Genomic DNA, 20,471 nt, shown 5'->3' with positions numbered 1-20,471 from the left:
AGCATCATGGCCCATCTCGCCCACGGCAACGCCCGCCTCGCCCGCCGTCGTGCCCTCGACTACGCCTACAAAGTCGTCTCCATCGGCTTTGCCGCGATCTCCCTTCTGGCGCTCGCCTGGATCCTGTACACCCTGCTGCGCGAGGGCCTGCCCTCGCTGACCTTGGACCTCTTCACCAAGGACATGGCTGATGGCGGCCTACGCAATGCCATCGTCGGCTCTTTCGCCATGGTCTTGCTCGCCCTCCTCATCGGCGCGCCGATCGGCATCATGGCTGGCACCTTCCTCGCCGAGGCGGGGCGCGGCAGCAAGTTCGCCGACGCGGTGCGCTTCATCAACGACATCCTGCTTTCGGCGCCGTCCATCCTGATCGGCCTGTTCGTCTACCAGATGATCGTGGTGACGACGGGCGGCTTCTCCGGCTGGGCCGGCGTGGTCGCCCTCGCCATCATCATCCTGCCGGTGGTCGTGCGCACCACCGAGGACATGCTGGCCCTGGTGCCGATCAGCCTGCGCGAAGCCGCCTTCGCGCTGGGGTCGCCGATGTGGAAGGTCATCACCTCCGTGACCTGGCGCTCGGCCCGCACCGGTATCGTCACCGGCATCCTGCTGGCCCTGGCCCGCGCCGCCGGCGAGACCGCACCCCTGCTGCTGACAGCCTTCGGCAATTCCAACTGGTCGCTCAACCTCGGCAATGCCTTTGCCAGCTTGCCGGCCGCCATCTACCAGCTCGCGCCTTATCCCGACCCCAAGGCCGTCTCGGTGGCCTGGAGCGGCGCCCTCCTCATCACCGCCGGCGTGTTGGCGCTCAATATTCTGACCCGCTTCGTGCTCGCTCCCAAGAAATGAGTGATCCCATGTCCGCTACTCCACAAGCCTCCATCGCGGTTGCCGAACGCCCCATCGCCAATCCAGCTGCCGCCGTGAAGCTCAAGGTCGAGAATCTCGACTTCTTCTATGGCGAGAAGCATGCGCTCAAGGGCATCAATCTCGACATGATCGACCGGCAGGTCACGGCCATGATCGGCCCTTCCGGCTGCGGCAAGTCCACCCTGCTGCGCGTGCTCAACCGCATGTACGACCTCTATCCGGGCCAGACTGCCAAGGGCCGCGTGCTGCTCGATGGTCAGAACGTCATCGGCAAGGAGATCGATCCGGCAGTGCTGCGCGCCCGCATCGGCATGGTGTTCCAGAAGCCCACGCCCTTCCCGATGTCGATCTATGACAACATCGCCTTCGGCGTGCGCCTGCATGAGTCGATCTCCAAGGCGGAAATGGATCAACGCGTCGAATGGTGCCTGACCAAGGCCGCCCTGTGGAACGAGGTCAAGGACCGCCTGCACGCCTCTGCGCTCGGCATGTCCGGTGGCCAGCAGCAGCGCCTGTGCATCGCCCGCACCATCGCGGTGAAGCCCGAAGTCGTGCTGCTGGACGAGCCGACCTCCGCGCTCGATCCGATCTCGACCGCCAAGATCGAGGAACTGATCGACGAATTGAAGCGGGACTTCACCATCGTCATCGTCACGCACAATATGCAGCAGGCGGCGCGTTGCGCGGATGTGACGGCCTTCTTCTATCTGGGTGACCTCATCGAGGTCGGCCAGACCAACAAGATGTTCACCACCCCGAACGACAGCCGTACACAGGATTACATCACCGGCCGCTTCGGCTGATCCCTCGGCCAGCGTCGAATTCATTTGGAGGCGGCATGTCCGACCACATCGTTACATCCTTCGATCAGGAATTGCGCGAATTGCGCAACATGATCGCCGAAATGGGTGGCTATGCAGAGAAGAGCGTAGCCGACAGCGTCGAAGCCCTGCTCAAGCGCGACACCCAGCGCGCCAAGGCCGTGATCGAGCTCGATCTGGCGATCGACAAGCTCCAGCGCCAGGTCGAGGACCGGGCTATCCTGGTCATCGCCAAGCGCCAGCCACTGGCACTCGACCTGCGCGAAATCGTCTCGGCCCTGCGGGTGGCCAACGATCTCGAACGCATCGGCGACCTCGGCAAGAACGTCGCCAAGCGCGTGGTCGCCATCCACAGCCATGCGCAGCCGGCCCAGCTCTTCGGCGGTTTCGACCATATGGCTGACCTGGTGCTCGAGCAGCTCAAGCAGGTCCTCGACGCCTTCGCCCAGCGCAATGTTGAAGAAGCGCTCTCGGTCTGGAGTTCGGACGGCGAGATCGATGCGATGTACACCTCGCTGTTCCGCGAATTGCTGACCTACATGATGGAAGATCCGCGCAATATCGGCTTCTGCACCCATCTGCTGTTCTGCGCCAAGAACATCGAGCGCATCGGCGACCATGCCACCAACATCGCCGAGACGGTGCATTACCTGGTGACCGGTGAATCGCCGGCCGGCGAGCGGCCCAAGGCGGACAACAGCACCGATCTCGTCGACCTTCCTGTGCCGGCTAAGTAACAAGGGATAGGCCATGCCTCCCAAGGTTCTGATCGTCGAGGACGAAGAAGCATTGACCCTGCTGCTGCGCTACAATCTCGAAGCCGAAGGCTATGAGGTCGACAGTGTGGCGCGCGGTGACGATGCCGAGATCCGCCTGCGCGAAAGCGTGCCGGATCTGGTATTGCTGGACTGGATGCTGCCGGGGTTGTCGGGTATCGAATTGTGCCGGCGCATCCGCATGCGGCCGGAAACCGAGCGCCTGCCCGTGATCATGCTCACGGCGCGTGGCGAGGAAACCGAGCGTGTGCGGGGTCTGGCCACCGGCGCCGACGATTATGTCGTCAAGCCCTTCTCCGTGCCGGAACTCTCGGCCCGCGTCCGCGCTCTGCTGCGTCGGGCCAAGCCCGATCACGTCGCCTCCCTGCTCAAGGCCGGTGACATTTCCCTCGACCGCGAGACCAAGCGCGTTCATCGCGGCAATCGCGAGATCCGCCTCGGCCCGACCGAATTCCGCCTGCTCGAATTCCTGATGCAGGCGCCGGGACGCGTGTTCGCACGCGAGCAATTGCTCGACAGCGTCTGGGGCCGCGACGTCTACATCGACGAGCGCACGGTCGACGTGCATGTCGGGCGACTGCGCAAGGCGATGAACCGCACGCGCGAGATCGACCCTATCCGCACGGTTCGCGGCGCCGGCTATTCCTTCGACGAGACCTTCGCCAAGCAGGCCTAGGACGGATATTTCATCGCCCGACACCAAGGCCGGCGGCTCACCGCCGGCCTTGTCGCATCACGTACCCGGTACTCGCCCGATCTAGGCGATTTCAGAGGCTTGCGATAAGACGACTTGCCAAAGAAAATGCCGGGGTTGCCATGATCCGTTCCTTGCTCGTCGCGTCGCTTTTGACTGCCAGTTCGTTGGCGCTGCTTCCCAGCGATGCCGCAGCGGCCAAGCTCAAGAAAACCTTGTGTTCGGGCGAGTTCGGTACCGGCTCCGGCTTGGCGGGCTCCTATATCGGCAAGGATTGCTTCATCGCAGCCGACAGCGACATGCAGGAGCAGGTCGCCGGTATCTGCAAGGAAGGCTCGCGATGCGAGGTCGAGGCCATGGTGGAGGTCGCACCCGATGGCAGCATGCAGATCAGGACCGTCTTGTCCGTCAGGCAGGCCGGACGCGCGCCCGCCACGCGCACGTCCTATGCCCAGAAGGCGGGCAACTATGCCGACGGCATCTATGCCTTGCAGGACGATGGCTGCGACAAGCAGGGGGCGACGCCAGGCAACCGGGTTTCCGTGCAGCTTCTACGGGCAGCCGGTCCTGCCATCCAGCTCTACGGCAAATATTGCGCGGTCATCGAGGCCGATGGCGAGGAGCCTTCCAGCGCCAAGTTCCAGGCGACGCTGCAGCTTCGATGCGGCAGCTCGCCGGCGCAGGACCAGGCCCTGCGAAGCGGCCGCTCCGGCACGGCGGAAACCATCGTGATGACCCCCGCCCCCGAGCGGCAGCTGTGGCTCGATGAAGACACATTGATCCGTTGCCCGATCAAGCGCGCCTATACACCGCAATGGTGGATCGAGGCCCCGCCCTTCAATGGCCGCTATCCCCAATAGCTTCTGCAGGCGCCGATATCAGCCCAGAGCCGCCAGGCGCCCTTGCAGATAACGGCGGATGACGGGATCACTCTCCAGCCCGATCGCCCGCGAATAGGCGTTGCGGGCCTCCTCCTGCCTTGCGGCGCGGGCCAGCAAGTCCGCGCGTGCAGCCCAATAAGGCTGGTAATCGGCGATCCGCCTGTCGCTGGCGACCTCGTCGAGCCCGGCCAATCCGGCTTGCGGTCCCGCAAGACGGGCGAGCGCCACGGCTCTGTTGATGGCAGCGACGGGGGACGCGGTCAGTAGTACCAAGGCCTCATACAGCGTGACGATCGCGGCCCAGTCCGTCGTCGCGCAGATGCGCCTATTGGCATGGGCCGATTGCAGCGCGGCTTCGAGCTGATAGCGACCGATCTGTCGCGCCTGCCCGGCCCTGGCGAGCAAAGCCTCAGCCTCCTCGATCAGGGCGGCATCCCAAAGCGTGGTATCCTGCTGTTCCAACGGGATATAGTCGCCGACCGGGCTACGGCGTGCAGCCCGCCTCGCCTCGGCATGCAGCATCAGGGCCAGCAGGCCGAGCACTTCCGGCTCGCCGGGCAGGAGCGAGACCAGCAACCGGCCGAGCCAGATGCCTTCCACCGACAGATTGCGCTCGCGGGCCTGCGCCCCTTCGGGATCGGCCCAGCCCTCGGCATAGACGGCATAGACGGCCTCCAGTACCGCTTCGAGACGACCGGGCAACTCGTCGGGTTCCGGGATCCGGAAGGGGATGGCGGCCTGCTTGATCTTGAGCTTGGCCCGCACCAATCTCTGGCTCATCGCCGCAGGTGAAACCAGGAAGGCGCTGGCGATCGCGCCGGCGTCGAACCCCAATATCGTCTGCAGGATCAAGGGCGCGCGCACGGCGGCATCGAGCGAGGGATGAGCACAAGCGAACATCAGGCGCAGGCGCTCATCGGGAATGACAGGCTGTTCGGCCTGCTCGGAGGCGAGGGCCTCGACATGGCGGATGACCTCGTCCGCCTTTTCGCCGCGCAGCTTGGCGCGGCGGGCCGCGTCGATCTGCCGGCGCCGGGCCGCGGTCAGGAGCCAGGCTTCGGGATTGGCGGGCACACTGCCCGCCGGCCAATGTTCCAAAGCCGCCGCAAAGGCGTCGGCCAGGGCGTCCTCCGCCCCCGCAATGTCGCCCGAACGTGCCGCGAGAAGGGCGACGAGCCTGCCATAGCTGCGTCGCGCGACGATTTCGGCAAGTTCGACGGCGGGGGCGGAAGGCACCGGATCGGCTCGCTTGGTTCAATAATCCTTGGGGTCCCACACCGGCCGGACCTCGATGGTACCGATGGCTGCACTCGGGCAACGCGCAGCCCAGCCGATCGCGGCATCCAGGTCCGGCACATCGATGATGTAGAAACCGCCGAGTTGTTCCCTGGTGTCGGCGAAGGGGCCGTTGAGCACCTGGGTCTTGCCGTCGGCGAGGCGCACGGTCGTCGCCGCAGACGTGGGGCGCAGACGGCTCCACGGGCCGAGAGCACCGGCCGATCTGAGGGCCTCCGTATAGGCCTGATAGGCGGCCAGCACAGCCTGCTTATTGGCGGGGTCCACCTTCAGCATGGCTTCCTCGTTGCTGTAGATCAGAATCGCGAACTGCATGGGTCTCTCCTGTCTCCGCCGGCGCATGATGCGCCGGCATGACAATGACGCGCCATCCCGTTCACTTTCGACAGCAGGACGAAAATTATGCGCTCGCCTTGGTGAGTTGCTCGATCTCGCCCGAACCCAGATTGAGTTCGGTCGCCTTGATCAGGTCCCCAAGTTGCTCGACGCTGGTGGCGCTGGCGATCGGAGCGACGATGCCGGGCCTTGCGATAAGCCAGGCAATGGCGACCTGGGCCGGTGTGGCGCTCTTGGCCTCGGCTACCGCATCGAGAGCGGCCAGGATGCGCAGGCCCCGCTCGTTGAGATAATTGGCCATCTCGCCGCCACGCGCGTTGCTCTTGGCGAAATCGGCCTCACTGCGATATTTGCCGGAGAGGAACCCCCTCGCCAGCGAGAAATAGCTGGTCACGCCGATCTCGTTCTTGAGACAGAACGCCTCGAGCTCGTTCTCATAGCCGGCGCGGTCATAGAGATTGTAGTGCGTCTGCAGATTCTCGAAACGCGGCCACATCTCCTTGGTGCTGATAGCCAGCGCCTTGAACATGGTGTTGGCGCTATGATTGGAATTGCCGATCACGCGCACCTTGCCGGCCTTGATCAACTCGTCATAGGCGGAGAGCGTTTCTTCCAGATCCACCTCCGGATCCTCCCAATGGGAGAGGTAGAGGTCGATGTAATCGGTTTGCAGGCGCCGCAGGGAATCCTCGGCCGCCTTGAGGATATAGTCGCGCGACAGGCCCTTCTTGCCGGGCCCCATTTCCGAGCCGACCTTGGTGGTGAGCACGATGTCGGCGCGATTGCCGCGGGCCTTCATCCATTTGCCGATGATGGCTTCAGACTCACCGCCCTGATTGCCGGGAACCCAGGCCGAATAGACATCCGCCGTGTCGATCAGGTTGAAGCCGCCCCCAACGAAAGCATCGAGGACAGCGAAGGAGGCTTTCTCATCCGCGCTCCAGCCGAAGACATTGCCGCCCAGGCCCAACGGAGCAACCGAAAGATCAGACCGCCCAATCGCACGTTTTTCCATAAATGCTCTCCATGATCATGACAAAATATGGACCTGACCGGCACGAAAGCGTGCCGGCTCGGCCTCCAGGGCCGCAGGGAACTCAAATCGAATAGGTCAGTTCCTGTTCCCCGCCACCTGCCCGACGCATCTCTTCCACCGACATGTTGTCGAGCAGGTCGGAAGAAAGGTCTCGCACACGCCGCATCAAAAGGCGTACGGTGCAACCTGGAACATCCGGGCAGTCGAGGCAAGGCTGATAAGCGGTGTGGCTGGCGCAGGCGATCGGCGCGAGCGGACCGTCGAGGACCCGGATGGCATTGCCGACGCTGATCTGGCTGGCCTCGCGGGCCAGCATATAGCCACCGCCCTTGCCTTTCTTGGAGCGCACGATGCCGGCCACGCGCAACTCACCCAGGATCGCATCGAGAAACTTCTTGGGAATGCGGTTTGCCTCGGCGATTTCCTGGCTTTGCGCCGTCTCGCCGGCCGGCAGGCCGGCCAGATGCGCCAGCGCCTTGAGACCATATTTGCCCTTGTTCGTCAGCATCGCCCTGATTGCTCCGCGTGACAGAAGTCTATCCTGTCTATCACGAATATAGGGATTATCGATCGAATCGGAAGGTCTACCCCAACGAAGGAGGGGCTCGAAACCAAGGCGCATGTGGAAAGAAAGATGCAGGCGAGGACGCCCGTGATCGCAAAGAAGGATCTCAGCTCATCTCAGGCAAGGTCTTGGGCCTGCCCGGCGGTTCGGGAGAGAGATCCTCGTATAGCCCCTGGGCCTCACTGGCAGGCCCCCGGCGCTCACCGAGCGCGAGAATGCGATAGACCCTGACGGTACGCTCCAGCGCGATGGTCAGAACATCCTCGGGCTTGACCGCCTTGGCAGGCGTATCAATTCGGGTGCCGTTGAGGCGGACATGACCGTCCGCCACCAATTTTGCTGCCAGAGAGCGTGTCTTCACGACACGCGCATGCCAGAGCCATTTATCGATCCGAAGACGATCCTGGCTGCCGGCCTGGTCCATAGGTCAGGTTCCTCGAATCCGGTTCCTTGAATCCGATTCTTGGGATCAGCTCTTGTCCGACTTGCCGCCCTGCATCTGCTCCTTCAAGGCAAGGAGCTTGGCGAAGGGCGAGTTCGGATCCGGGGCGCGATTGGACTCGCGTCCCTGCGGCTTGGAGTCGCTCGACCAGTTGCGCGGACGCTCACCACCCCGATCCTGGCGATCGGGACGCGGGCCGCGATCGGGACGAGAGCCACGATCGGGACGGGCATCGCCCTGGCGGCGCCCTCCTTCTCCGGCCGGCTTGCGATCTCCGGGCCGGTTTTCTTCGCGCGGCCGGCCATTGCCGCGATCATCGCGACGCGGCCGTTCGAAGCGATTTGGCCGTTCGCCTTGCCGGGCCTCCGCCCCCTCAGCCGGCGCGGCCGGCGCCGCTCCGTCCACGGGCGCGGGGCGGCCGCGGCGGAAGCCGCCGCCGGCCTCCGGCTTGCGCTCCCCGCCCGGCTGGCGGTTGCCGTGCTGGGGGCGGCCTTGATGATGCGGGCGCTGATGACGCTCGAAGCGCGCCGGACGCCAGACCTCGATCTCCGGCACTTCCTCCACGCCTGCCGCGACGGTAGGCGTCTCGGAGGCAGGTGCCTCGGAGGAGGCTTCGACGGTGGCTGCAGCTTCACCGGTGGCAATCTCGGCGCTTTCGCTCGCTTCCGCGGGCGTCTCCGGAGCCACAGCTTCGTCTGCCGGCGCTTCGTCGACTTGAGTTGCCTCGACTTGAGCTTCTTCGACTTGGACTTCCTCGGCCTGAGTCTCCTCAGCCTGAATGTCCTCCCCCTGGGCTTCCTCCGCTGGCGCCTCGATGCCGGGCATCGCCTCGACCGGCGTTTCGTTCGCCGTCTCCCCGGCAGCCTCGGCGACTTCCTCGAAGCTGTGCTCATGTTGCGGCGAGCCGATCGCCTCCATGGCATCGATCTCGGCCGGGCTCGGCGTGGCCTCCTGGCTTGATTCGGCCGCCTCCGCCCCATTCGCCGCGTCAGAGGCGGCAGCCTCGACAGGGGCTGCAGGCTCGGTCGGCGCAGGCAGCCTGATCTCGTGGGTGATCGCCGGCCCCTTGCGCTTTTCGGAGCGATAGCCCAGGCCCCGCAGGATCGAGGCGAAGTCTTCGCCCGAGCAGCCGACCAGCGAGGTCATCTGCACGGTCGCAATGAAGCTGTCGCCATCGGCAGCGCCGGCCGGCGGCTGGCCTACCGTGGTGCCTGGACGATAGGCAATCGCCGGGCGAATGAGATCGGCAAGGCGTTCGAGAATGTCGACCCGCACCGCCCGCTCACCGCAGACGCGATAGCCGACAAGGCGATAAAGTCCCTTGTCGATGCTCTTGTCGGCCGGCATCGAGGTCCGGCCGGATGCCGCCAGATGCGGGATCTCGTCGAGCCCCTTCTGGTCGAGGCCACCATGGGTGAGAGCCCAGAGCTGCGCCGCGAGCGCGCGGGGCGCCGGTTTCATCAGCATCGGCAGATAGATGTGATAGGCGCCGAAGCGCACGCCATGCTTGCGCAGCGAAGCACGCTGGTTCTGGTCGAGCTGCTTGAGGTCCTCGGCCACTTTGGAGCGGTCGAGCACGCCCAGCGCCTCGACGAGCTGGAAGGCGATTCCCTTGGCCAGGCCCTGCAGATCTTCGGCCTTGTCCAGCAGCAGCAGCGGCCCGAGCAGGCGGGTAATATGGTTGCCGATCCAGATGTCGAGCCGCGTCTGCACGGAATCGCGCGCGGGGCCCGTCAATTGCTCGTCCGCCAGCAGGCGGATGCGCGGGGCGAGCGGCCTTTCCCCACCGAGGAGCTTGGCTACGGGCTCGCCGATCCAGCGCACGGTGCCATCCGCCGCCAGGGCGAATTCGGTATCGGGCGCCTGCGCGAATTTCTGGCTGCGCGTCTCGATCTCGCCAGCCAGAGCCTTGGCTGCCGCGGCTCGCAAGGCACGGCCGCTCTCACCGTCACCGGCACTCGGATCGGGTGCAAACTGGAAACCCTGCAGCGTTCCGACATGCTGCCCTTCGACAATCACATCGCCGGTCTTGGTAATTTCAGTCTCAAGCATAGCGTTTTCTCTAAGGCGCCGCATCAGCACGCTGGTGCGACGGTCGACAAAGCGTTGGGCAAGCCGTTCATGCAATGCGTCGGAGAGCTTGTCCTCCACACTGCGTGTGACACCTTGCCAATGAGCGGGGTCTTTCAGCCAGTCAAGCCGATTTGCCGCAAAAGTCCAGGTTCGGATATGGGCGATACGCGTTGAGAGCGTATCGATATCGCCGTCGGTCCGATCCGACATGGCGACCTGACGGGCGAACCAGTCGTCGGGGACCTTACCCTCACGCATCAAAAATCCATAGAGATTCGTGATGATGTCGGCGTGAGAATGAGGGGAAATCTTGCGATAGTCCGGCAGCCCGGCCACTTCCCACAGGCGCGCCACGGCCTGCCCTCCCTTGGCGAGGCGCCTCACCTCCTCATCGCGGGCGAGGATGGAGAGGGCCCGGATGTCGTCGGCGTCGGGAGCCCGGGTCAGGCCCTGCTCCTCCGGCGTGGCCGACAGCGAGGCCTGGAGCGCCTCCACCGAGGTGAAATTCAAGGCCGGATTGCGCCACTGCAGCACTTTCACGCTGTCGAAGCTGTGGCCTTCGATGGCCTCCACGAGTTCGGGCTCGAAAGGATCGCAGCGTCCGGTCGAGCCGAAGGTGCCGTCGCGAACATGGCGCCCGGCACGGCCGGCGATCTGCCCGAACTCGGCAGGCGTCAGGCGGCGGAACTGATAGCCGTCGAATTTGCGGTCACCGGCAAAGGCGACATGGTCGACATCGAGATTGAGCCCCATGCCGATGGCATCGGTGGCCACCAGGAAATCGACATCGCCATTTTGATACATCGCCACCTGCGCATTGCGGGTGCGCGGCGACAGCGCTCCCAGCACCACGGCGGCGCCGCCGCGCTGGCGGCGGATCAGTTCGGCGATGGCATAGACCTCGTCGGCCGAGAAGGCGACAATGGCGGTTCGCCGTGGCAGACGCGTCAGCTTGCGGTCACCGGCGAACAGGAGATGGGACAGGCGCGGCCGAGTGACGACGTTGACGCCCGGAATCAGTCTCTCGATGATCGGCCTCATCGTCGCCGAGCCGAGCAGCAGCGTCTCATGCGTGCCGCGGCGGTTGAGCAGCCTGTCGGTGAAGACATGCCCGCGTTCGAGATCGGCGGCGATCTGGATCTCGTCGAGCGCCACGAACGGCACTTCCAGATCGCGCGGCATGGCTTCCGCCGTCGCCACCCAGTAGCGGGCCTTGTCGGGCTTGATCTTTTCCTCGCCGGTGACCAGCGCCACGAACTCGGCTCCGACCCGCTCCACCAGCTTGTTGTAGACCTCGCGCGCCAAGAGGCGCAGCGGCAGGCCGATAATGCCAGCGCCATGGCCAAGCAGGCGCTCGATGGCCAGATAGGTCTTGCCGGTATTGGTCGGCCCCAGCACCGCTGTAACGCCGCGTGCGCGCACGGATGGGGGCAGGATGGGAGGCAGCATCAAGTCGGCGGTCTTTCGGGTGTCATTTCACAGAGCAAAGCGCGTTTTGGCGATAACGCTTCCTGGCTCTAATTCCTTGTTTCGATGCGTCTTTGCGATTCGGCGCGATTTCGTCAAATCGCTTTTGGGGAAGCCGAAGCCCCCGATTCAGGATTTGCCGGACACCCATTGCCCCGCGACGTCAAGGAAATACGACCTTTGCGGGCATTTCCTGCATTCTGGTACCAGACACACGCCATTCTGTCTCGCCATGAAACGCAAATATGGGCGCGGGCGGCCGAAATTTAACCCCCCGAACGGGATTGGAACGAAAAGCGCCCGAATCGCTGCCCCGGCTGAATTCCTGCTCTGTTCGGCTGATGTCAGGAAGGTTGGCGCGACGGGAGCCCCTTGCCTGAACAGGGTTAACACCGCATCCGCTCCCGACAGCAGCGACACGCCGGCTCGTTTCCCATTCTGGAACGGGCTTTCGGGGCCTTCCGACAGGCCATTAACGCTTGGAACGGCGTCTGAACGAAGCGAGAGCGAATCACCGACTATCCTGCCGATCGAGCGATCCGGCCCTCTGTTCATCTCTCTTCGCCCATGAGGAAAGTGTTGCTGGCCCCTACTCCCGGCAGGCAAGGGTTAATTCCCGGAATGGACCACCCTGGCCGGCTTTTCAGGGTGCGGCTTAAGGCTTGGTACGCGCCTGGAACAAAGGGCGCCCGAATCACCGACTTGGTTCGACAGCAGAACGGGCCGGTCCTGGGACCGGCCCGCAAATCATGTCGCCCAAATCATGTCACCCCTGGGCGACGAAGTGGCTGCTACCAGCGATGCCAGCGGCGATGTCCCCCGCCCCAGCCGCGATGGTGGTAGTAGCGGGGGCGATAGTAGTGGCGGTAATGGGGCCGATAATAATGGCGCCTGTAATAGGGACGGTAATAGGGGCGATAATAATGGCGGGGTCGCCAATAGGGGCGATGACGCACGCAGCGTCCCCAGCGATTGGGAGCCCAGCCCCGCGGGCAACCCCAGCGAATATCCTGCGCCAGACCGCCGGCGTTGGTCTGGCCGGCCGGCGCAACAGGCATGGCTGACGAAGTCTGGACCGTAGCGAAGAAGCCGATCGCGGCAAAGCAAGCCGCGAAGATCAACCCAATGGGTGTTCTCATCCCGCACTCTCCTTGAACGTTTTGCGCTTCAGCAGAACCACAAAGACGCATCGACAAAGGAAGCTCAAGCAAAGACGCGTTTTTTCAAAACACGCTTTGCTTCAGACACTTGTGATGACGAAAATTAGCAAGGGTGAGCTGAACCGTATCTGAACGGCACAGACCTCTGTTCCAAAGCGGAACAACTGGGCTCGATGAGAGACAACGTCTTAAGAAAGCGAACAGCGCCTGAACGAAAGGCGAGCGAATCAGCCTTCGTGGTCGTTCGGATCGGAGCCGATGCGGCGCAGGCGTTCCTTCACGCCGGCCAGTTCGGTCGACATTTCCTGCACGCGGTGACGAAGCTCGTCGGCGATGCGGGCCGCCGTAGCCGGATATTCCTCCAGCGTACGCCGGAACATCTGACGCGACACGCGCAGCACCACGCTGGCCTCGCGGGCGATCGCGGTGGTGGGGCGGCGCGTTTCCGACAGCAGGGCCATTTCGCCGATCAGGGTACCAGGTCCGACGATGGCGCTAGCGACATCATCGTCGATCAGGGTGATCGCACCCGAGACGACGACGAAGCCATATTCGGAAATGTCGTCCTTGCGGAACAGCGTGTCGCCGGCGCGCAGCCGCCTGGTTTCGGACGAGAAGGCGAGCAGGCGCAAGGCATCGCGGTCCATGGCGCGGAACAGCGCCACTCTTTCCAGCAATACCATATCGTCTTCGAGCGCCATCTGCGGCCCTGGGTTCGAGAAGAGAGGCCCTAGAGGCTGTTATGGACCATGGATGGGGTTTTGGTGAGGTCAAGACTGGCTAGATGGGAGGAGCGAGCGCTGCCAAGACTTTCGTCTTGGCAAGCGAAGCGACGCTGCAGATGGCCAGTCTTGACCTCACCCCGCAGGGGCGTGGCGATTTTGCTCGACGAGTACGTCCTTCTTCGTAGCAAACTGCAAGGTTTGCGTCCTCGAACTCCTTCTCCTCGACCAAAATCGCTCACGTTAAAACCCCATCCATGGTCCATAACAGCCTCTAGGGCACCAGCTTGTAGCCGCCGCCTTCGGTGACCAGCAGGGCCGCGTTGGACGGATCCTTCTCGATCTTCTGCCGCAGGCGGTAGATGTGGGTTTCGAGCGTATGGGTGGTCACGCCCGAATTGTAGCCCCAGACCTCCTGCAGCAGCACGTCGCGCTGCACCGCCTTCTGACCGGAGCGATAGAGATAGCGCAGGATCGAGGTTTCCTTCTCGGTCAGCCGCACCTTGGAGCCCTTCTCGGTCAAAAGCAATTTGGAGGCTGGCTTGAAAGTGAAGGGGCCGATGTTGAAGACGGCGTCCTCGCTCGTCTCATGCTGGCGCAGATGGGCGCGCACGCGGGCGAGCAGCACGGCGAAGCGGAAGGGCTTGACCACATAGTCGTTCGCCCCGGCCTCGAGGCCGAGAATGGTGTCGGCGTCGGAATCATGGCCGGTGAGCATGATGATCGGCGATTTGAACCCGTTCTTGCGCAGAAGCTTGACGGCTTCGCGCCCGTCCATATCCGGCAGACCGACATCCATGATCACGAGATCGAGATGGTCCGACTTGGCGATCTGAACCGCGCGGCTTGCGGATTCGGCCTGCTCGATCTCGAACTCGTCATAGAGCGCCAATTGCTCGGCCAGGGCCTGGCGCAGCTCGTTATCATCGTCGACGATCAGAATTTTTCGACTGCCGGACATGAGATTCCCCAGAAGGCGGAAGCGTTTGAAATCCCGCAGATTCCTCCTGAGCGAGCCTGTGGTTCGATCAGGAAGAATCTGTTCAGGCGCTCGGCGTGCGCGGCAGGAAACCCGGTATGCTTTCGCGCTTTGAATACCAAAGCAAAGCGCGTTTTAGCGAAAACGCCCTTTTGCCCTAGTTTCCGAGCCAATCCAATGGATTGGCTCGAGCGTCTTTGCGATTCCTGGTGACTCCCACAAATCGTAAAACGCTTTAGCGCTCTATCGCATTATGACGGTGTGCGCCATGATTTGTGAATCGCAGCAATGCACTTTCGACAGGCATTTGTGCCGAAATTATTGAAAGTCAGCCCTTGAAACACAGGATCGACCTCATCCGCGCGCGGGTCTCGCTGCTTTCAGGCGGCCGCGGACGTTTGACGGTAGGTTGGGTCGCCTATCTTTGGGCGCGCCGACCGCCGGCTTCGTCGCCGTACCACCGGACGTGTTCCGCAAGGCGCTGCCGCGTCTGTCGCGCTATGCCGTGATGGTGGCCGAACGAGGGAGGCATCGGCCATGCGAAAAAGCCCCGAGATATTTCATAGCAAGGATGAATTGATGAGGAAGATCATTTTCGCCGCAGCCGGATTCGCGATTGCCGCGACGGCTTTTGCCACTGCGACGGCGGCCATGAGCGTTCAGGATGTCGCAGCTGGCACCTATGTCCGTCGGGACAATGGCGAAGCCACGCTCGTGGTCAAGCGAACCAGCGAGCATTGGCGGGTGAGCGCCGCCATCGGCGGCGTTCCAAACGGCGCGGCGACGGTTGCCGACTGCGGCTTCATCGCCGAAGGCACGATCACCGGCCGGGCCTTCGAGGGCAAGGTTACCCGCGTCAACATCGTGGCTGATCTCGACGAGGAGGGCGATGTGGCCAAGCCCGGCCTCGGCCTCGCCTTCTCCGTCGACAACGGCGCGATCACGATTCGCGGCGCCGATGCGGCAGCCATCTGCGGTGGCGGGGGCAGCGTGATAGACGGCGTCTACAAGCGCAGGAGCCATTGATACCGGCGCTTCACGACCTGCCTTCCTTCAACCCCGTTGCCGCCCCTTTCGATCCCCCTGGAATATTCGCAATGAAACGCCTGGCTTTCAGCATAGTCGCCCTGACTGCATTCCATGCCCTGCCCGCCCACGCCATCGACTGCAAGAAGGCCTCGACCTCGATCGAACGCCGCATCTGCGCCGACAAATCGTTGCGGCGGGCCGATGCCGCGATGGGCGCGGCCTATGCCAAGATCCTCAAGGCCAGCCCGGATCCGCAGATCCGCGCCATGCTGATCAAAAGCCAGAAACATTGGCTAGCGCGGCGGGACCTTCGCCTGGACACCGAGGGCGAAAGCCAAGGCGACGGCCGGAGAGAGGGCGAGGAAGCATCCGATGAGGAGGCGCCGAATGTGCTGCTCAAGGCGATCGAGGCCCGAACCGCGGATCTGGCCGAATACTCCAAGACCAATCCGACGCTACCGCGCCTCATCGAGATCGCCAACAAGCAGCGCCAGTTCAACGCCCAGTTCACCGGTGGTCCCTTCGCGGGCTACAGCGCGGATTGTGACTTTCTGCCCAGCAGCGGGGAGCAGATCTATACCTGCCTGGGAACCCGCTCCTATCAGAACAAGGACCGGGTCTGCTCCGTGACGACGGACTTTGCCACCAACGCGCTCTATGTCACCCAGACGGTGGCCGACGTCTTTGACGGAAAGCTCAAGACGATCGCGACCTGCGGCGACGAGAACGGCAACAGCCCCTGCCCCGATAGCCAGCCTTCCTCCGACCGGCATTGGACCCCTCAACCGGCTGCAAGTGCCAATACAGGCGGCGGCGCGAGCACGCCCTTGCCCAAGATCAGCGCCGATCTCGGCGAGGACGAAGACAGCCCATGGCTGCGCGCCTGCCTCACGGACATGAGCTATCCCCTCGCCGACCCCACCAGCGACGGCAGCAAGAAATAGCCCCCGCGCACGCCGCCGGCCGAGAGAAAAGCTCAGCGTGTCCCGAAGATGGCGCTGCCCACCCGCACATGGGTGGCGCCGACCTCGATGGCAGTCTCGAAATCGCTCGACATGCCCATCGAGAGCATCGAAAGCCCGTTGCGCGCGGCGATCTTGGCGAGCAGGGCGAAATGCGGCCCGGGCGACTGCTCCACCGGCGGAATGCACATCAGCCCATTGATGGCGAGGCCATAGTCGTCGCGGCAGGCCGCGATGAAGGCATCGGCCTCCTGAGGAACAACACCGGCCTTCTGAGCCTCCTCGCCCGTATTGACCTGCACCAGCAAGCGCGGTGCCTTGCCCTGCCTGGCGATTTCCTTGGCAAGCGCCTGGGCCACCGAGGGACGATCGACCGTATGGATCACGTCGAACAGGGCGACCGCCTCCTTGGCCTTGTTGGACTGCAGCGGGCCGATGAGGTGCAGTTCGACATCGGGAAAGACGGCTTTGAGATCAGGCCACTTGCCCTGCGCCTCCTGCACGCGATTCTCGCCGAAGACCCGCTGGCCCGCGGCGAGCACGGGCTCGATCGCCTCCGGCCCGAACGTCTTGGAAACGGCGACCAGCGCCACCGAACCGGCGGGACGCAGCGCATCGGCTTCAGCGCGGGCGATGGCTAGGCGAACCTCCGCAAGGCGGGCCGGAGCATCGGACATGAGATGATTTCCAGAGAGTGACGAAAGACGAAACAGGCCTTCGACATAATAGGACAGGCGGGCCATGGCTACCGGAACCTCGCCGGGCCGTGCTAAAAGCCCTCTCCAGTCATTTGCAAGCGTAGCGTAGAGAGGGTAGGCCGATGATGCGATTCAAGGTAGCCAAATCTATTTTGGCAAGAAGGCAGATCTTGGCACGAAGCACCCTGGCAGCGCTCCTGATCTGCGGTCTGGGACGGCCAGCCTCCGCCCTCGATATCGGCCCGACCACGATATCCCTGCCGGTCTTTGGTATTCCCCTCGACATTCCGATCCGCGCATCGCTCGACAGTAAGAGCGAGGCAGGCGGCGTCCAGCTCGACCTCGCCGTCACCGGCGATCTGAAATCCCTGCAGGACAATGCGCTGGCGATCGCGCGCAAATTGCCGTTTCCGGAGGATGCCTGTGCCCGCAAGGGCCCCAATCTCGTGGTCAACAGCATCGACAGCGCCCATATTCGCGCCGAGGGTGACACGGCGGTGATCGACGTTGCCGGCAAGGTCACGGCCTGGGGCTGCGCCAAGGTGCTGGGACAGAAGATCAAGACCAAGATCGCCACGGACAGGATTGCCATCACCATCCCGGTCGAGCTCTACATCCCGACGCCGCGCCAGGTTGCCCTGCGGGTGAAGGGAGAAGCCTCGATCAAGACCGGCGATCCGCAAATCACCGAAATCGCGACCGCCCTGCTCGGCAATCTCAACCAGCGCCTGACCGCGGCGGTGGCCAAGGCCCTCGACGAGGACAAGGCCCGGGCCTCCGTACCTCAGATACCGGGCCTCGACATCAAGATCGAGCAGGCCGTCTTCGCCCAGGATCAGGACAAGCTCCTGGTCAAGGCCAAGGCCGACGGCCACGCCACGTCAGCCGCCTTCGAGAGCCTGATCGGGCTCGCGGGCAAGAAGGCGCCGTGAGGCATTGTCGGGAAATAATTGAAGCACCGCCTTTTTCATGCCCGGGCTTGACCCGGGCAACCAGCGCCCTTGTCTTCGTTGCCTGAAAGGGGGCTGAATTGCCAGGGCAAGCCTGGCAATGACAAAGGCCGAGCCAAGTCGATTCATTTGTTCACGGACGAATCTTAAGCCACCTCAAAGCTGCTGCCTGAGCGTTTCCTGCACGGCTGAATCGAAGGAATCGGCCTTGTTTCTGCCGGTCTTGGTGCGCTCGGCCGCCACGAAGGCATCGCGCTTGCGATTGATCTCGGCGAGCTTCTCCTGCAGGCCCTTGCGCTTGGAGAGTTGCTCTTCGACATAGGCCTTGCGCTCGGCTTCGGACTTGCCTTGCAGCACTTTGGGAAGCGCCGAGGCCGCGACCTTGTCGAGGCTCTGGCGGCCATTGGCGATATCGGCGGTGAGATCTCCCTCGCCCGTCACCACCTCCTTGGGTCCGGCCTTCTTGCTGTAGAAGCTGGAATTGTCGACCTGAGCCGGGGCCGGCGCCTGCTTGCGCAGATCCATCTTGTTGCGGACGGCCTGCTGCCTTTCGCCATCGCCATAGGGCAGCACGGTATCGTCGAGCGACTGCTGCAGTTGCAGGATGTCCTCGTCATAGGGCGTGGGCACTTCGACGATCTGCCCGCCATCCTGGGGGATCGGCAAATAGCGGCCATTGCCGCGGCGGGCGATGTCCTGCCAGATCTGGCGGGTGTCGCCGGCATCGCCGGCCTGGACCGTGTTGACCACGATGCCCTTGGCCACGGCCGCCTTGACGATCTCGGGGTAGCGAGGCGCATTGGGATAATCCATGTGCGGCGGCGCATCCCCCACCAGGAAGATGATCTTGCGGGTCTGGCCTCCGCTATCCCATTGCAGGCTGCGGACAGCCTTATCCAAAGCCTCGTTCACGGATTCGGGCGTGTCGCCGCCACCGTCGGCGGTATATTGCACCAGATCGCCATAGAGCCCCTGGATATCACCCGTAAGGGCATGGACATCGGTGACATAGGCATCGCCGCGGTCGCGATAGCCGATCAGGGCGATGCGAATCTCCGCATCAGGATTGGCGTCGACGATGGCATTGGCGATCGACCAGATCTTGCGCTTGGCACCGTCGATCAAGCTCGCCATCGAGCCGGTGGTGTCGAGCACGAAGGCAACCTCGACGCGCGGCCGCACCTGCGGATCCGAGGTCGCATGGGCAGGCAGGATCGGCATCGCGAGCGCAAGCAGGCTGGCCGTCGCGAAAGCGAGGCGAAGGGCGGATTTCACGGCGTATCTCCCGGGCGTTCTGCAATCGAGTTGCAACACGCCAAGCTCGCCACCGATGATGGCAAAGTCGGGCTCTGGCAGTGGCGCAAGAGCGGCAAAGGAGGTCCTTGGCCGCCACCTGTTTCCTGCGGAACATGTCGAGCCGCGGCCCAGATGCGGCGCGGCGGCTTGCCATCTCCTACCCCAGGCGGGAATGTAGCCCCCCGCCGCCGTTCGAGCGGCCAGGCTCGCTGCTCGTTGGCGAAGACAAGACATTTGAAACCAGGAGGAAATTTTTGATGAAACGATTGATGGCGGCCGTCCTGCTGGCCGCAGGTGCATTCCTGGCTTCGCCAGCCAACGCTGCCCCCGAAAAAGTCATTCTCGACACGGATTTCTCGACGATCGGCGATGACGGCCAGGTGCTGATCATGGCGGCCCAATTGCAGAAGGATGGTGTGATCGACCTTCTGGGCATTACCGTGGTCACCGGCAATGATTGGCTGAAGCAGGAAGTCGCCGATGCCCTGCGCGCCGTCGAACGCCTCGGCATCGAGGACAGGGTCGGCGTCTATGCCGGCGCGAACCTGCCCTTGGTGCACGATCCCCGCAGCTTCGAGCATGAGCGCGCTTTGTTCGGCTTCGGCGAAAGCTACAAGACTTCGTTCCATCGCCCGCAGCCTAAGGATGCCGACCTGATCGCCCCGCCGGACGGCTTTGCCAAGAAAACCAAGCTGCGCAAGGACGATGCCGTCGACTTCATCGTGGACACGATCAAGGCCAATCCGCACCAGGTCTCGCTCTTGGTAATCGGGCCGGCCACCAACATCGCCCTGGCAATCCGCAAGAACCCGGAAATCGTGCCGCTGATCAAGCGCATCGTCTACATGGCCGGCGCGGTTGACGTGAAAGGCAACACGACGCCCGCCGCCGAGATGAACGTCTGGATCGATCCTGAGGCCGCCCGCATCGTCATGCGCGAACCGATCGAGCAAGCCCTGATTCCGCTCGACGTCACCGACATCACCCAGATCGGCAAGCCCGAGTTCGATCGCCTGACCGCTGGCAACGGCCCGATCCAGAAACTCTTCCAGGATAGCTGGATGGCCAAGAAATTCGCCAAGGATGACAAGGCCAAGGCCAGCGTATTCGATACGCTCGCCCTCGCCTATCTGGTCGATCCAAGCTTTGCGACGAAGGTCGACGATCTCTATATCGACGTCGACGTGGCGTTCGGGCCTGGTTATGGCCGCACGCTCGGCTATTGGCAGAAGCAGCCGACGGACCTCCTGCAGAAGGTGAAAGTGGTCAAGCAGTTCGACAACAAGCGCTTCTCCGATTTCTACGTCGACCTCTTGACCCGTCCGGTACCGGTCAAGCTGGCCGAGTAGGCAGGGTCTGCCCGACGTTCGGCCGTTGACGATGGCTCAACCCTTGTCATTACCGGCCTCGACCCGGCA

Annotated in this window: 20 protein-coding genes; 9 read left to right on the top strand and 11 right to left on the bottom strand. The window is 63.4% G+C overall.

Annotated features, from left to right (window positions below; genetic code table 11):
* Nucleotides 1-6: 6 nt before the first annotated feature.
* The 5 genes from pstA (at nt 7) to ACZYTC_RS00135 (ending at nt 4,021) form a co-directional block, all read left to right on the top strand.
* A complete protein-coding gene (gene pstA, locus ACZYTC_RS00155; RefSeq protein WP_434958091.1) occupies nt 7-849 on the top strand; it encodes a phosphate ABC transporter permease PstA in 843 nt (280 codons plus the stop codon).
* Nucleotides 846-1,673, top strand: a complete 828-nt coding sequence (gene pstB, locus ACZYTC_RS00150) for a phosphate ABC transporter ATP-binding protein PstB (protein ID WP_441770133.1) — start codon at nt 846-848, stop codon at nt 1,671-1,673. The genes pstA and pstB overlap by 4 nt, the downstream gene beginning before the upstream one ends.
* Before the next feature lie 35 nt (nt 1,674-1,708).
* Entirely contained in the window at nt 1,709-2,428 is a 720-nt protein-coding gene (phoU, locus tag ACZYTC_RS00145; RefSeq protein ID WP_434958093.1) for a phosphate signaling complex protein PhoU, read from the top strand.
* A gap of 13 nt (nt 2,429-2,441) precedes the next feature.
* Nucleotides 2,442-3,143: a phosphate regulon transcriptional regulator PhoB gene (phoB, locus tag ACZYTC_RS00140; RefSeq protein ID WP_149253701.1), complete on the top strand. Its 702-nt coding sequence runs from the start codon at nt 2,442-2,444 to the stop codon at nt 3,141-3,143.
* Nucleotides 3,144-3,283: 140 nt separating this feature from the next.
* Nucleotides 3,284-4,021: a hypothetical protein gene (locus ACZYTC_RS00135; protein WP_488988644.1), complete on the top strand. Its 738-nt coding sequence runs from the start codon at nt 3,284-3,286 to the stop codon at nt 4,019-4,021.
* Between the two features lie 18 nt (nt 4,022-4,039).
* On the opposite strand, the gene ACZYTC_RS00130 is transcribed toward ACZYTC_RS00135, so the two are convergent.
* The 9 genes from ACZYTC_RS00130 to ACZYTC_RS00090 all read right to left on the bottom strand — a co-directional run bounded on the left by ACZYTC_RS00130 (nt 4,040) and on the right by ACZYTC_RS00090 (nt 14,100).
* The gene (locus ACZYTC_RS00130; protein WP_441770131.1) at nt 4,040-5,278 is read right to left on the bottom strand and encodes an RNA polymerase sigma factor; all 1,239 of its coding nucleotides are present in this window, start codon (nt 5,276-5,278) and stop codon (nt 4,040-4,042) included.
* Between the two features lie 18 nt (nt 5,279-5,296).
* Nucleotides 5,297-5,653 (bottom strand): YciI family protein, encoded by a 357-nt coding sequence (locus tag ACZYTC_RS00125; protein ID WP_434958096.1) that lies wholly within the window; start codon nt 5,651-5,653, stop codon nt 5,297-5,299.
* Nucleotides 5,654-5,738: 85 nt separating this feature from the next.
* A complete protein-coding gene (locus tag ACZYTC_RS00120) occupies nt 5,739-6,689 on the bottom strand; it encodes an aldo/keto reductase (RefSeq protein WP_434958097.1) in 951 nt (316 codons plus the stop codon).
* 82 nt (nt 6,690-6,771) lie between these two features.
* Nucleotides 6,772-7,218 (bottom strand): RrF2 family transcriptional regulator, encoded by a 447-nt coding sequence (locus ACZYTC_RS00115; protein WP_434958098.1) that lies wholly within the window; start codon nt 7,216-7,218, stop codon nt 6,772-6,774.
* Nucleotides 7,219-7,381: 163 nt separating this feature from the next.
* The gene (locus tag ACZYTC_RS00110) at nt 7,382-7,699 is read right to left on the bottom strand and encodes an RNA-binding S4 domain-containing protein (protein ID WP_434958099.1); all 318 of its coding nucleotides are present in this window, start codon (nt 7,697-7,699) and stop codon (nt 7,382-7,384) included.
* A gap of 45 nt (nt 7,700-7,744) precedes the next feature.
* On the bottom strand, nt 7,745-11,239 hold the full coding sequence (locus tag ACZYTC_RS00105; RefSeq protein ID WP_488989964.1) for a helicase-related protein: 3,495 nt from the start codon (nt 11,237-11,239) through the stop codon (nt 7,745-7,747).
* Nucleotides 11,240-12,048: 809 nt separating this feature from the next.
* Complete coding sequence (locus ACZYTC_RS00100; RefSeq protein ID WP_441770130.1) at nt 12,049-12,396, bottom strand: hypothetical protein; 348 nt, start codon at nt 12,394-12,396, stop codon at nt 12,049-12,051.
* A 248-nt stretch (nt 12,397-12,644) separates the two neighbouring features.
* Nucleotides 12,645-13,118 (bottom strand): cyclic nucleotide-binding domain-containing protein, encoded by a 474-nt coding sequence (locus ACZYTC_RS00095; protein ID WP_488988643.1) that lies wholly within the window; start codon nt 13,116-13,118, stop codon nt 12,645-12,647.
* Nucleotides 13,119-13,413: 295 nt separating this feature from the next.
* Nucleotides 13,414-14,100, bottom strand: coding sequence for a response regulator transcription factor (locus ACZYTC_RS00090; protein ID WP_434958102.1), 687 nt, complete (start codon nt 14,098-14,100; stop codon nt 13,414-13,416).
* A 597-nt stretch (nt 14,101-14,697) separates the two neighbouring features.
* On the opposite strand from ACZYTC_RS00090, the gene ACZYTC_RS00085 reads away from it, so the two are divergent.
* Together ACZYTC_RS00085 and ACZYTC_RS00080 are read left to right on the top strand one after the other, a co-directional pair.
* Nucleotides 14,698-15,144 carry a hypothetical protein gene (locus ACZYTC_RS00085; RefSeq protein WP_434958103.1) on the top strand — a complete coding sequence of 149 codons (447 nt, stop codon included), beginning with the start codon at nt 14,698-14,700 and terminating at the stop codon, nt 15,142-15,144.
* Nucleotides 15,145-15,215: 71 nt separating this feature from the next.
* Entirely contained in the window at nt 15,216-16,091 is an 876-nt protein-coding gene (locus ACZYTC_RS00080) for a lysozyme inhibitor LprI family protein (RefSeq protein WP_488988642.1), read from the top strand.
* Between the two features lie 32 nt (nt 16,092-16,123).
* Here ACZYTC_RS00080 and ACZYTC_RS00075 read toward each other — a convergent pair whose 3' ends face one another.
* A complete protein-coding gene (locus ACZYTC_RS00075; protein ID WP_488988641.1) occupies nt 16,124-16,786 on the bottom strand; it encodes a YggS family pyridoxal phosphate-dependent enzyme in 663 nt (220 codons plus the stop codon).
* A 191-nt stretch (nt 16,787-16,977) separates the two neighbouring features.
* Here ACZYTC_RS00075 and ACZYTC_RS00070 point away from each other — a divergent pair, with 191 nt between their 5' ends.
* The gene (locus tag ACZYTC_RS00070) at nt 16,978-17,739 is read left to right on the top strand and encodes a hypothetical protein (protein WP_441770126.1); all 762 of its coding nucleotides are present in this window, start codon (nt 16,978-16,980) and stop codon (nt 17,737-17,739) included.
* A 174-nt stretch (nt 17,740-17,913) separates the two neighbouring features.
* Here ACZYTC_RS00070 and ACZYTC_RS00065 read toward each other — a convergent pair whose 3' ends face one another.
* Complete coding sequence (locus ACZYTC_RS00065) at nt 17,914-19,032, bottom strand: vWA domain-containing protein (RefSeq protein WP_434958107.1); 1,119 nt, start codon at nt 19,030-19,032, stop codon at nt 17,914-17,916.
* Between the two features lie 278 nt (nt 19,033-19,310).
* On the opposite strand from ACZYTC_RS00065, the gene ACZYTC_RS00060 reads away from it, so the two are divergent.
* Complete coding sequence (locus ACZYTC_RS00060) at nt 19,311-20,402, top strand: nucleoside hydrolase (RefSeq protein WP_441770125.1); 1,092 nt, start codon at nt 19,311-19,313, stop codon at nt 20,400-20,402.
* Nucleotides 20,403-20,471 lie beyond the last annotated feature (69 nt).

Source organism: Labrys sp. F242, from assembly GCF_057813875.1.
Note: the sequence above shows the minus strand (reverse complement) of the source record. Positions and strands in the feature narration are given on the sequence as shown.